Here is a 12342-nt window from a genome sequence, read left to right as displayed (position 1 = left end):
GGAGCGACGGCGTTGGCAAGATCCGCGGACGCGGAGGGTGAGGCTGCGGGAAAGCACCCCGCGCAACGGTCCGGACCACCGCGGACATCGCGGTAGCTCAATGGGTTCAGCCCTTCTCGGCGCCTTCGGTGGCACCGCGGACGAAGTAGCGCTGGAAGATCACGAAGATGACGGCCACCGGGATCGTGGCGAGCAGGGCGGCGCCGAGCTTGAGCGGGTACTGCGTGCCGGTGCCGAGCGAGCCGCTGACCAGGTCGGCCAGGCCGCGCGGGAGCGTGAAGAGGTCCGGGTTCTGGACGGCGACGAGGGTGTGCGGAAACTCGTTCCACGAGCCCTGGAACGACAGGATCGTGAGCGTGATCAGCGCCGGCCGGGCCATCGGCAGCACCACCGACCAGTACGTGCGGAACACGCCCGCCCCGTCGATCCGGGCCGCCTCCTCCATGCTGGCCGGCACCGACTCGAAGAACTGCTTCATGATGAACACGCCGGCCGCGTCCACGATGATCGGCAGGATCAGCGCGGTGTAGCTGTCGTAGATGCCGAGCTGGTTGAGCACCAGAAACTTCGGGATCAGCAGCACCACGCCGGGCACCGCTATCACCGCGACGACGCCCGCGAAGATGGCCCGCCGTCCGGCGAAGCGGAGGCGGGCCAGCGCGTACCCGGCCAGCGAGTCGAAGAACACCCGGCCGGCCGTGAGCACCAGGGTCACCAGCAGCGAGTTGCCCAGCCAGAGCGGAAAGTCTGTCCCCTCGAAGATCCGCTCGAAGCTGGCGAACGACACCGGGCCGGGCACCGGGGAGAGCGGGTTGGCCGCCGCGTCCGGCTCGGTCTTCAGGGAGTTGGCGAGCTGGATCACGAAGGGGTACAGGAAGACCAGCGCGAAGAAGATCAGGATCGAGTACCCGACGAACGTGTTGACCAGGCCCCGCGGCTGCCGCCTCATGACCGGCGCTCCCGGAGCATCCACCGCTGCACCAGCGTCATCACCACGATGATCAGGAAGAGCACGAACGAGATCGCGGCGCCCCGGCCGTACTCGAAGTCCTTGAAAGCCGTGCGGTACGACAGGAAGGCCGGGGTGAGCGTGGTCTTGGCCGGGTTGCCCTGGCTCATCACGTAGATCTGGTCGAAGACCTGCCAGGTGCTGATCAGCCCGAGCGTGAGCACCAGAAACATGGTCGGCCTGATCATCGGGATCGTGACGAAGCGCAGCCGCTGCCAGCGGTTGGCGCCGTCGATGAGGCTCGCCTCCTCCACCTGCTGGGGGATGGCCTGCAGGGCGGCGAGAAACATCAGCATGAACGTGCCGGAGGTGGTCCACACGACCAGCACGATGATCGCGCACATCGCCACGCTCGGCCCGGAGACCCAATCCCACCAGGTCAGGCCCAGCACGCTGTGGTTGGCGAGCGCGCCGGGCGGGTTGTCGACGCCAACCGTCCCGAGCAGTACGTGGATGAGGCCGCGCGAGTCGTCGAACCACACCGGCCCGTCGATCCCGACCGCGCCGAGCAGGGCGTTGACCGCGCCGGAGTTGGCGAAGACGAACAGGAACACCACGCTGATCGCCACCGAGCTGGTGACCGACGGGAAGTAGAACGCGGTCCGGAAGAACCCTTTGCGCTTGAGCATCCGCTGGTTGACGACGAGCGCGAGCCCGAGCGCCAGCGCGGTCTGCGCCGGCACCACGAGCAGCACGTAGTACACGTTGTTGCGGATGCTCGTCATGAAGTCCTGGCGGGGCAGGCCGTCCTCGGTGAAGAGGGAGGTGTAGTTGTCCGCGCCGACGAAGGGCACCCCGGACCGGAACGGGCTACCCTGCCCGTTCCAGCCGGTGAGGCTGACCCAGAGCGCCATCAGGATCGGCAGCAGCAGGAAGACGCCCAGGATCAGCACCACGGGGGCGACGAAGAGCCAACCCGCCAGGCTCTCGCTGCGCGTCCTCATCGTCCAAGCGCCGACTCGGTGTTCTTCTGCACGCGGCCCAGCAGCGCCTTGGGGTCACCGTTCGCCAGGCCCTGCAGGCCGGTGTCGAAGTCGGCCAGGACGCTGTCCATCTTGGGCGCGTTGACCGGGCCCTGCGCGTACCCGGCGCCGTCGATGAACGCCTTGTCGTCCGGGTACTGCTGGGTGAACTGGGCGCCGGCCGACTGGCGCGACGGCATCACGCCGAAGGCCTTGGCGAACGTCATCTGCTGTTCGGCCGTGGTCATCGCCTCGACGAAGTTGACCGCCGCGTCCTTGTTCTTGCTCTTGGCCGCGACGCCCCAGCACGTGGTGAACGAGAGCGTGCCCTGGCCCTTGGGACCGGCAGGGAGCGGGTGCACGGTGTACTTCACGTTCGGGAAGTCGGCCCGCAGCGCACCCTTGATCCAGTTGCCCTCGATGGTCATCGCGGCCTTGCCCTTGCCGAACGCCTCACCGGCCCAGCCGGCGTCCAGCGCCTTCGGGTACTGGGCGTACTTGTTCTTCAGCAGCCCCTGGACGTACTGGAGGGCCTGGAGGTTTTCCGGGCTGTCGGCGGTGGCCGTCTTGCCGTCCGCGCTGGTGATCCAGCCGCCGGCCTGCACCATGAACGCGCCGATCCGGTCGCGGGTGTCGCCGAGCGCCAGCGGTACCGTGCCGCTGCTCTTGATCTTTTGCGAGACCGAGGTGAGCTGGTCCCAGGTGGTCGGCACGTCCGCCTCGGTCAGGCCGGCCTTGCTCCACAGATCGGTGTTGACCACCAGCGCGAGCGTGGAGAAGTCCTTGGGGGCGCAGTAGAGCTTGCCGTCGTACGTGAACGCGGTGCGCAGGCTCTCGTAGAAGTCGTCCGGGTTACTGATCTTGTCGCCGTACGGCTCCAGCGCACCCACGCTCGCGTAGTCGGCGAGGCGGACGGCGTCCACATAGAACACGTCCGGCGGGCTGTCTCCGGCGAACGCCTGGCCGAGCTGCTGGGTCAGGTCCTGCGCGGGCGTGACGGTGGCGGTGTTTCCGGACGAGCTGGCCCACTTCGCGGCGGCCTCCTGCACCGCGGTCGTCTCGGCCTGGCCGGAGGAGCCGATGAGGATCTGCAACGACACCGGCCCGGACCGCTGCGGGGTGTCCGCGGAATCGTCGTCGAAGCCGCTGCCGCACGCGGCGCTCGCCAGCAGGGCACCGGCCGCGAAGGCCGCCAGGACTGTCCTATGTGGCATTTCCGATCTCCTTCAGGCTGACTGGCGGATCACGAGGGAGGGTGGGAGGAGCACGGGATGCGGCGCGGCGCCCCCGTCGAGCACGCCGGCGAGAAGGTCGACACAGCGGGCGGCCGCCTCGGCGAGCGGCTGCGCCACGCTGGTGAGCCCGAGCACGCGGGCGACCGCCGTGTCGTCGAAGCCGGTGACCGCCACGCCCGGAGGCGCGACACCGTAGGCTCCGGCGGCCAGCGAGTCGCTCGCGCACACCAGGGCGGTGGGTGGATCCGATATGGACAGAAGGTCGTGGGCGGCCGCCTCACCCTCGGCGACACCGTCCACTGTGGCGCGGGCGAGCTCGGGCAGGTCGGCGCCGGCGGTGGCGGCCCAGCCGGCGCGGCGCTCGTCACCCACACCGGAGCCCTCCGGCCAGCCGATGAAGCCGATCCGCCGGTGCCCGGCGTCGAGCAGGTGCCGGGTGGCGGCGGCGGTGCCGGCGGCGTTGTCGACGTCGACCCAGGGGTGGCTGCCGGCGGCACCCGAGAGTGCCGCCGGCTCGGTCCGCGCGTCCGCACCGAGCCGGCCCCACGGACGGCCGAACGTCACGAACGGCACCCCCCGCTCGGCCAGCCACGACGTGCGCACGTCGCCGTGGTGGGTGCTGGTGAGCACGAAGCCGTCCAGCTCGTACGTGGCGAGCAGGTCGTCGTAGGTGGCGATCTCGGCCTGGTCGTCGGCGGCGGCGTAGAGCAGGATGCGGTATCCCGCCGGGGCCGCCGCCTCGGTCAGCCCGTGCAGGAAGCGGTCGAGGACCGAGCCGTTGATCCCGTCGCGGGTCGGCTCGATCCGCACGGCCAGCAGGTGCGACCGGCCGGTGCGCATGAGCCGGGCGGCCTGGTTGGCGCGGTAGCCGAGGACGGCGATCGCCTCGCGCACCCGCTCCCGGGTCTCCTCACGGACCAGGTGCGGGGTGTTGAGCACGTTGGAGACGGTCTGCCGGGACACGTTGGCGTGGGCGGCAACCGTGGCGATCGTCACTTTATCGGCCATTCATACCTTCTATCACCTTGAACGTTCAAAGCGAGGTGGAGCATGATTGGATCGTTCAAGTTTCTGGGTTGTTTCGCACTTTGCTCTGCGCACGCCAATCTGTCAAGCACGCCGATCTGTCAAGCACGCCGATCTGTCAAGACTGTCCCCAGGAGGTAGTCGCCCGTGCCGGACCACAAGCTGCAGCCGCTGCTGCACGACCTCGTGACCACGACAGCGGCGCCGACCACCGTGCTGAGCGCGGCCGGCGGGCAGGTCAGCGGGGCTGGCGTCCAGGGCGTCTTCCACGCCGACGCCCGCGCGCTCGCCGAGGCCCGGCTGCTGGTCGACGGCCGGGAGCCGGAGCCGATCGGGCACACCCCGGCCGGTCCCGGCGCCACCCGGTTCGTCTCGGTCGTGCGCTGGCTCGGCACCCGGATCGCCGACCCCACCGTGCGGATCGACCGCCTGCGCCAGGTGACCCCGGGCGGGATGGCCGAGGAGATCACGGTCACCTCGGCCGCCGACGTCCCGGTCCACGCGACCGTCACCCTCGACCTGGCCTGCGACCTCGCCCCGATAGAGGTGGTGAAGTCGGGGGGCACCGCGCCGCGGCTCACCCCGGTCGAGCCGCTGGTGTGGCACGCCGGCGGCATCACGGTGACGGTGACCGGTCCGCCGGCCGGCGTCGACCGCCTCGCCTGGCCGGTCGACCTGCCCACCCGCGGCAGCACGACGCTCCGCTGGCAGGTGCGGATCGACGACCCGCGGGCGATGGTGGCCGCGCCGGAGGGGCCGGTCGAGTGGGCCCGCCCCGAGGTCACCGCCGACGACCACCGCCTGGTCCGCCTGCTCGACCGCTCCCTGGACGACCTGGCCGCGCTGCGGCTGACCGACGGCGACGACACGTACCTGGGCGCCGGGGTGCCGTGGTTCCTCACGCTCTTCGGGCGGGACAGCATCTGGGCCGCCCGCATGCTGCTCCCGCTCGGCACCGAGCTTGCCGCCGGCACGCTGCGGGTGCTCGCCCGGCGCCAGGGCACGCGCGAGGACGGCCGCTCCGGCGAGGCGCCCGGAAAGATCATGCACGAGCTACGCCGGCAGGACAGCCGCCACCAGGGCGAGCTGATGGAGCTTCCGGCGGCGTACTACGGGACGGTCGACGCCACCCCGCTCTGGGTCAGCCTGCTGCACGACGCCTGGCGCTGGGGCATGCCGCCGCAGGAGGTGGCCGCGCTGCTGCCGCATGTCGAGGCGGCGCTCTCGTGGCTGGGCGGCCACACCGACTTCGGCGGCCGTGCCGACTTCGTGCGGTACATCGACGAGAGCGGGCGCGGCCTGGCCAACCAGGGCTGGAAGGACTCCGGCGACGCGGTCCGCTTCCGCGACGGCCGCCACGCCGAGCCGCCGATCGCGCTGGCCGAGGTGCAGGGCTACGCGTACCAGGCGGCACTGCACGGCGCCGCCCTGCTGGACGCCTTCGACCGCCCCGGCGCCGACCGCTGGCGCGACTACGCCGGCGCACTGGCCGAGCGCTTCCGCGCCCGCTACTGGGTCGACGGTCCACAGGGGACGTACCCGGCCCTGGCCCTGGACCGCCACGGCCGCCCGGTCGACGCGCTGACCAGCAACATCGGCCACCTGCTCGGCACCGGCCTGCTCACCGCGAAGGAGTCCACGGCGGTGGCCGAGGCGCTGGCCTCCCCCGCCCTCTCCGGCGGCTACGGCCTGCGCACGATGTCCACACAGGACGCCGGCTTCAGCCCGCTCTCGTACCACTGCGGCTCGATCTGGGCACACGACACCGCTATCGTCCTGGCCGGCCTGGCCCGCGAGGGCTTCGGGCCGGCCGCCGCCAAGCTGGCCGATGGCCTCCTGACCGCCGGCGAGGCCTTCGACTACCGCCTCCCCGAACTCTACGGCGGCGACGACCGCACGGACTTCGCCCGCCCGATGCCCTACCCCGCCGCCTGCCGCCCCCAAGCCTGGTCCGCAGCGGCCGCCGTGGTGGTCCTGCACGCCGCGCTCGGCATCTACCCCGACGTCCCAGCCGGCCGCGTCACCCTCCGCCCGTCCCTCCCACTCGGCGCCGTGCGGGCGCGCGGCCTACGAGTCGCCGGCAGCCCGGTCGACGCCGCGGTCGACGCCGCCGGCCACGCCCGCCTGACCGGCCTCCCCACCGGCCTGACCCTCCGCGAAACCCCCTGACGCCTCGCCCCCGGGCCGCCCACGTGCGGCGCGGGGCGTCGGGCAGCCCGCTCGCCGGGTGAGTGGGCAATGTCAGGGACATCGCCCCGGGCAGTTCCCGCCAGGCTCACGGCCGGCGGTGGTTGAGGTTTCGCGGGCCTATCGAGCTGCCCCGTCTGTGCGTGCGCTCGACGGCCTCCTGCGCACCACACCACCACGGCCACAAGCGTGTGCGGGCCGGGGTCGGGGCGAATCGCAGCCTCGCGGCGTGGGCCCGTCGGGCACCGCCCGTCGCTCGCGAAGCTGCCCAACGCCCTCCAGGGGGTAGGGCCGCTGCCCCGTCTGTGCGTGCAGCTCGGTAGCTTCCCGCACCAACACACGGGCTGCGAGCGGTCGGGGGTGAAGGACGGGCCTCGTCGGCACCGACCGCCGGTGGCGGGGACGCTCAACGCCATCCAGCGGCGGCTCGGACAGCCTGCCGCGGCCGGCGCGGTCAGCTGTCGAGCAGTGGGGCCAGGCCCACGGTGAGGCCGGGACGCTGGGTGACCTGGCGGATGGCGAGCAGGACGCCGGGCATGAAGGAGGCGCGGTCGTACGAGTCGTGGCGGATCGTCAGGGTCTCGCCGGTCGTGCCGAAGAGGACCTCCTGGTGTGCCACCAGGCCGGCGGCGCGCACCGAGTGGACGCGGACGCCGTCCAGGTCGACGCCGCGGGCGCCGGGCAGCTCGTCCTTGGTGGCGTCGGGCATGGCGGCCAGGCCGGCGGCGGCCCGGGCCTCGGCCACGACGCGGGCGGTGTGGGCGGCCGTGCCGCTCGGGGCGTCCACCTTGGCCGGGTGGTGCTGCTCGATGATCTCGACGGACTCGAAATACCGGGCGGCCCGGGCGGCGAACTCCGTCATCAGTACCGCGCCGACGCCGAAGTTGGGCGCGATGACCACGCCGACCTCGGGCTTGTGCTGGAGCCAGGTGCGGACCCGATCGAGGCGCTGCTCGGTGAAGCCGCTCGTGCCCACCACGCAGTTGATGCCCTGGTCGATGCACCAGTGCAGGTGGTCCATCACCACGTCGGGGTTGGTGAAGTCGACGACCACCTCCGCGCCCGCGTCCGAGGCGTTGAACAGCCAGTCGCCCTGGTCGATCATCGCGACCAGCTCGAGGTCGTCGGCGGCGTCGACCGCCTTGCAGACCTCCACGCCCATGCGCCCGCGGGCGCCGAGGACGCCGACCCGGATGGGTTCGCGCTCGTCGCTCACGGCCGTCCTCGCTTCGCCGCGGGCGGCCGCGAGGCTCCAACCGGGCTGTACCTGATGGTTCGCTCGCTCACGGGGAGAACTTATCCCACCGGCCCGGGCGTCACGCGAAGAAGGCCGCCAGCTCACGGTCGCGCGCCGCCAGCTCGGCGGCCTCGGTCGGGTACGGGGTGTGCCCGGCGCTGAGCACGTGCAGGTGCTTGGGGCCGGCGAGCGCGTGGTACACGGCGAACTGGCCGATCGGCGGTACGGCCGGGTCGCGCCGGGCCACGGAGACGAACGTCGGGATCCGGATCCGGGTCGCGGCGGTGGCGGCGTCGAAGTAGCCGAGCACCTCGCGCAGCTCCGGCTGGCGGGCCACCCGCCGGCGTACGGCCTCGCCGCTGCCCGTGCAGCGTTCGCGCAGGCGCAGCGGGTGGTGGCCGAAGCTGGGCAGGTAGAGGTGCGCGCGGTGGAAGCGCTCGTCCCAGGGCAGCGCCAGCGCGCCGATGCCGCCGCCGAAGCTGCCGCCGTTGTAGTCGAGCCGGGCGATCCCGGGAAACCGCTCCAGCAGCACCGACGCGGACCGCCAGATGTCGGCGGCACAGTACCGGTGCACGTACGTGTCGCGGGAGGCGATGCCGTGCAGCACGTGCTCGTTCGCGGCCGAGGGGATCGTCGGCGACAGGCTCGGCGGCAGCCCGGGCGCGCACGGGAAGATCTTCGCGGCCCCGGGCGCCGGCGCGTACTCATCCGGGCCGTCCGGGCGCCCCTGGTAGCCGTGGCTGACCACCATGCCGCGGGTCACCTCGGCGCCGCCCGGGTAGGTGAGCCAGGCGAACGCCCGCTCGCCGGTGGACGAGTCGAAGGTCAGCTCTTCGACCCGGCGGCCCAGCCGGGCGTCGTCGTACCGCCGGTGAATCCGCCAGGACAGCGGTGGCTTGCCCAGCTCCTCGCGCGTAGTGCGCCAGAAGGCGTCGAAGTCGGCCGGCTCCGGCGGTGGTGCGGGCGGCTCGGGGAGGGGCCCGTCGCTCATCGCGATCTATGGTGCCGCCCGCACACAAGAAGGCTCAAGCCCCAGCCACTAGAGCGGGCCGATCACCGCCAGCGAGGTGGGGCGGGTCAGCAGGTCGGCGGCGAGCGCGTTTACCTGGTCGAGGGTCACGGCGTCGACGCGGGCCAGCAGCTCGTCGACGGAGAGCACCCCGCCGTACAGCAGCTCACCCTTGGCCAGCCGGCTCATCCGCGAGCCGGTGTCTTCCAGGCCCAGCACGTACGAACCCTTGGCCATGCCCTTGCCGCGGGCCAGCTCCGCCTCGGTGAAGCCCTTCGCCGACACCGCCGCCAGCTCGGCCCGGGTCAGCTCCAGCACCTCGTCGACCTTGCCCGGCGCGCACCCGGCGTAGACCGCGAAGAGGCCGGTGTCGGCGTACTGGCTGGAGTACGAGTAGACCGAGTACGCGAGGCCGCGCTTTTCCCGGATCTCCTGGAAGAGCCGGCTCGACATGCCGCCGCCGAGCACGTTGTTGAGCACGCCGAGCGCGAACCGCCGGTCGTCGAGCCGCCCGATGCCCGGGCAGCCGAGCACGAGGTGCGCCTGCTCGGTGTCCTTCTCCCGTACCACGGTGTCGGCTGCCCTGGTCGGCACGGCGTCGGTGGCGCGCAGCGGCGCCGGCGTGCCCCCACCGGCCAGGTCGAGGTTTTGCCGCACCAGCTCGACCACGACGTCGTGGTCGAGGTTGCCGGCGGCGGCGACCACGACGGCGGGCGCCAGGTACCGCTCGTGGTAGAAGCCCTCGATCTGCGCCCGGGTCATCGGCGCGATCGTCTCCTCGGTGCCGGAGATGAGCCGGCCGAGCGGGTGCGCGCCGTACACGGCCTCGGCGAAGACGTCGTGCACCTCGTCGCCGGGCTCGTCGTCGTGCATCGCGATCTCTTCGAGGATCACGCCCCGCTCGGTCTCCACGTCGGCCGCCTCCAGCACCGAGTGGGAGACCAGGTCGCACATCACGTCGATGGCGAGCGGCAGGTCCTCGTCGAGGACCCGCGCGTAGTAGCAGGTGTACTCCTTGGTGGTGAACGCGTTGGTCTCGCCGCCCACCGCCTCGATCTCGGCCGAGATGTCCAGCGCGGTGCGCCGCTCGGTGCCCTTGAAGAGCAGGTGCTCCAGGAAGTGCGACACGCCGGACTGCGCGGGCGCCTCGTCACGGGAGCCGATGCCCACCCACACGCCGAACGAGACGCTCCGCATCGACGGGATCGCCTCGGTCAGCACCCGAAGACCGGAAGGCAGCACGGTACGGCGTACCGTGCTGCCCCCATCTCGTGAGTCGAGCGCCATCAGCGGCGGTGCCGGCGGCGGCGCGGGCCGCCCTCGCTGTCGCCCTCACCCTCGCGCTCGCCGCGGCTCGGCCCGCGGTCGCCACCGTCGCGGTCACCGCGGTCGCGCGGACCCCGGTCGCCCCGGTCACGGGCCGGCGGGCGGTCGCCACCAGCGGCTTCAGACGGCGCCGCGGCGTCTTCATCGCCCTCGGCGCGGACCTTGTCCAGGTAGATCTTGCCGCGCTGGTCGATGTCGGCGATCTGCACCTCGACCTTGTCGCCGACGTTCAGGAAGTCCTCGACCTTCTCCACCCGCTTGCCGTTGCCCACCTTGGAGATGTGCAGCAGGCCGTCGCGGCCGGGCAGCAGCGAGATGAACGCGCCGAACGCGGCCGTCTTCACCACCGTGCCGAGGAACTTGTCGCCGACCTTCGGCAGCGTCGGGTTGGCGATCGAGTTGATCCGCTCGACGGCGGCCTCGGCCGAGGGGCCGTTGGTCGCGCCGACGTAGATCGTGCCGTCGTCTTCGATGGAGATCTCGGCGCCGGTCTCGTCCTGGATCGCGTTGATCGTCTGGCCCTTCGGCCCGATCACCATGCCGATCTTGTCGACCGGGATCTTGACGGTGGTGACCCGCGGCGCGTACTCGGACATCGTGGCCGGCGCCTCGATGGCCTCCTGCATCACGTCGAGGATCGTCTGCCGCGCGTCGTGGGCCTGCTGCAGCGCGGCGGCCAGCACGTCGGACGGGATGCCGTCGAGCTTGGTGTCGAGCTGGAGCGCGGTCACGAACTCCCGCGTGCCGGCGACCTTGAAGTCCATGTCGCCGTACGCGTCTTCGGCGCCGAGGATGTCGGTCAGGCTGACGTACTGCGTCTTGCCCTCGACCTCGTCGGAGATCAGGCCCATCGCGATGCCCGCGACCGGCGCCTTCAGCGGCACGCCGGCCGACAGCAGCGACATCGTCGAGGCGCAGACCGAGCCCATCGAGGTGGAGCCGTTGGAGCCGAGCGCCTCGGAGACCTGGCGGATCGCGTACGGGAACTCCTCGCGGCTGGGCAGCACCGGGATCAGCGCCCGCTCGGCCAGCGCGCCGTGGCCGATCTCGCGGCGCTTGGGGGCGCCGACGCGGCCGGTCTCACCCGTCGAGTACGGCGGGAAGTTGTAGTTGTGCATGTAGCGCTTGTGCTTTTCCGGCGACAGCGTGTCGAGCTGCTGCTCCATCCGGAGCATGTTGAGCGTGGTGACGCCGAGGATCTGCGTCTCGCCCCGCTCGAACAGCGCCGAGCCGTGCACCCGCGGCAGCACCTGGGTCTCCGCGGTCAGCGGCCGGATGTCGCGCGGGCCGCGGCCGTCGATGCGCACCTGGTCGCGGAGCACGCGGCTGCGCACCTCGGACTTGACCAGCGAGCGGAACGCCGGGGAGACCTCCTTTTCGCGCCCCTCGAACCCGGGCGCGACGACCTCGAACGCCTTGTCCTTGATCCGGTCGAGGGCCTCTTCGCGCTCGGCCTTGCCGGCGATCTTGAGGGCCTCGGTGACCTCGCCGCGGACGGCGGTGGCGACCGCCTCGAACACGTCGTCCTGGTAGTCGAGGAAGACCGGGAACTCGGCGACCGGCTTGGCGGCCACCTCGGCCAGTTCGCCCTGCGCCCGGCAGAGCTCGCGGATCGCCGGCTTGGCGGCCTCGAGGCCACCCGCGACGATCTCCTCGGTCGGGGCGGTGGCACCGCCGGCGACCAGGGCGACCGTGTGCTCGGTGGCCTCGGCCTCGACCATCATGATCGCTACATCGGCGCTGTCGCCGTCTCCGACGACCCGCCCGGCGACCACCATGTCGAACGTGGCCCGGGCCAGCTCCTCGTGCGTCGGGAAGGCGACCCACTGGCCGTCGACGTGCGCCATCCGGGTGGCCCCGATCGGGCCGGAGAACGGCAGGCCGGAGAGCTTGGTGGAGAGCGACGCGGCGTTGATCGCCACCACGTCGTACGGGTGGGCCGGGTCGAGCGCCAGGACCGTCTCGACGACCTGGACCTCGTTGCGCAGGCCCTTGACGAAGCTCGGGCGCAGCGGCCGGTCGATCAGGCGGCAGGTGAGGATCGCGTCCTCGCTGGGGCGCCCCTCGCGGCGGAAGAACGAGCCGGGGATGCGACCCGCGGCGTACATCCGCTCTTCGACGTCGACGGTCAGCGGGAAGAAGTCGAACTGCTCCTTCGGCTGCTTGCTCGCCGTGGTCGCGGAGAGGACGACGGTGTCGCCGAGCTGGGCGATCACCGAGCCGGCGGCCTGCTTGGCCAGCCGGCCGGTGGAGAAGGTGATCTCACGGGTGCCGAACGACCCGTTGTCGATCACCGCGGTGCTGTGCTGTGCGCCGAGGCTGGTTTGCTCGGTCATGTTCTGGATGCACTC

The 12342-nt window shown here is 71.8% G+C and carries 9 protein-coding genes; 1 reads left to right on the top strand and 8 read right to left on the bottom strand.

Annotated elements, in window-relative coordinates:
• Positions 1 to 106: 106 nt before the first annotated feature.
• From RB614_RS22775 to RB614_RS22760, 4 genes are read right to left on the bottom strand one after another with little or no spacing between them, the layout of a single operon-like run.
• Entirely contained in the window at positions 107 to 949 is an 843-nt protein-coding gene (locus RB614_RS22775) for a carbohydrate ABC transporter permease (protein WP_308714618.1), read from the bottom strand.
• Positions 946 to 1953 carry a carbohydrate ABC transporter permease gene (locus tag RB614_RS22770; RefSeq protein WP_308714617.1) on the bottom strand — a complete coding sequence of 336 codons (1008 nt, stop codon included), beginning with the start codon at positions 1951 to 1953 and terminating at the stop codon, positions 946 to 948. Before RB614_RS22770 ends, RB614_RS22775 begins: the two co-directional genes overlap by 4 nt.
• A complete protein-coding gene (locus tag RB614_RS22765; protein WP_308714616.1) occupies positions 1950 to 3185 on the bottom strand; it encodes a sugar ABC transporter substrate-binding protein in 1236 nt (411 codons plus the stop codon). Before RB614_RS22765 ends, RB614_RS22770 begins: the two co-directional genes overlap by 4 nt.
• Before the next feature lie 12 nt (positions 3186 to 3197).
• Positions 3198 to 4214 (bottom strand): LacI family DNA-binding transcriptional regulator, encoded by a 1017-nt coding sequence (locus tag RB614_RS22760; RefSeq protein ID WP_308714615.1) that lies wholly within the window; start codon positions 4212 to 4214, stop codon positions 3198 to 3200.
• A 165-nt stretch (positions 4215 to 4379) separates the two neighbouring features.
• Here RB614_RS22760 and RB614_RS22755 point away from each other — a divergent pair, with 165 nt between their 5' ends.
• Positions 4380 to 6401 carry an amylo-alpha-1,6-glucosidase gene (locus tag RB614_RS22755; protein WP_308714614.1) on the top strand — a complete coding sequence of 674 codons (2022 nt, stop codon included), beginning with the start codon at positions 4380 to 4382 and terminating at the stop codon, positions 6399 to 6401.
• A gap of 472 nt (positions 6402 to 6873) precedes the next feature.
• On the opposite strand, the gene dapB is transcribed toward RB614_RS22755, so the two are convergent.
• The 4 genes from dapB to RB614_RS22735 form a co-directional block, all read right to left on the bottom strand.
• On the bottom strand, positions 6874 to 7635 hold the full coding sequence (dapB, locus tag RB614_RS22750) for a 4-hydroxy-tetrahydrodipicolinate reductase (protein ID WP_308714613.1): 762 nt from the start codon (positions 7633 to 7635) through the stop codon (positions 6874 to 6876).
• Positions 7636 to 7735: 100 nt separating this feature from the next.
• Positions 7736 to 8647 carry an acetylxylan esterase gene (locus RB614_RS22745; protein ID WP_308714612.1) on the bottom strand — a complete coding sequence of 304 codons (912 nt, stop codon included), beginning with the start codon at positions 8645 to 8647 and terminating at the stop codon, positions 7736 to 7738.
• Between the two features lie 48 nt (positions 8648 to 8695).
• Positions 8696 to 9952 (bottom strand): M16 family metallopeptidase, encoded by a 1257-nt coding sequence (locus RB614_RS22740; RefSeq protein WP_308714611.1) that lies wholly within the window; start codon positions 9950 to 9952, stop codon positions 8696 to 8698.
• Positions 9952 to 12327: a polyribonucleotide nucleotidyltransferase gene (locus tag RB614_RS22735; protein ID WP_308714610.1), complete on the bottom strand. Its 2376-nt coding sequence runs from the start codon at positions 12325 to 12327 to the stop codon at positions 9952 to 9954. Before RB614_RS22735 ends, RB614_RS22740 begins: the two co-directional genes overlap by 1 nt.
• Between the last annotated feature and the right edge of the window lie 15 nt (positions 12328 to 12342).

It is taken from the genome of Phytohabitans maris, from assembly GCF_031085175.1.
Classification (GTDB): Bacteria; Actinomycetota; Actinomycetes; order Mycobacteriales; family Micromonosporaceae; genus Phytohabitans; species Phytohabitans maris.
Note: the sequence above shows the minus strand (reverse complement) of the source record. Positions and strands in the feature narration are given on the sequence as shown.

What these genes read in the sequence shown, in the direction of transcription:
- RB614_RS22770 (WP_308714617.1), bottom strand. Translation starts at nt 1,953, where the DNA reads ATGAGGACGCGCAGCGAGAGCCTGGCGGGTTGGCTCTTCGTCGCCCCC.
- RB614_RS22740 (WP_308714611.1), bottom strand. Translation starts at nt 9,952, where the DNA reads ATGGCGCTCGACTCACGAGATGGGGGCAGCACGGTACGCCGTACCGTG.
- RB614_RS22775 (WP_308714618.1), bottom strand. Translation starts at nt 949, where the DNA reads ATGAGGCGGCAGCCGCGGGGCCTGGTCAACACGTTCGTCGGGTACTCG.
- RB614_RS22745 (WP_308714612.1), bottom strand. Translation starts at nt 8,647, where the DNA reads ATGAGCGACGGGCCCCTCCCCGAGCCGCCCGCACCACCGCCGGAGCCG.
- RB614_RS22765 (WP_308714616.1), bottom strand. Translation starts at nt 3,185, where the DNA reads ATGCCACATAGGACAGTCCTGGCGGCCTTCGCGGCCGGTGCCCTGCTG.
- RB614_RS22760 (WP_308714615.1), bottom strand. Translation starts at nt 4,214, where the DNA reads ATGGCCGATAAAGTGACGATCGCCACGGTTGCCGCCCACGCCAACGTG.
- RB614_RS22735 (WP_308714610.1), bottom strand. Translation starts at nt 12,327, where the DNA reads ATGACCGAGCAAACCAGCCTCGGCGCACAGCACAGCACCGCGGTGATC.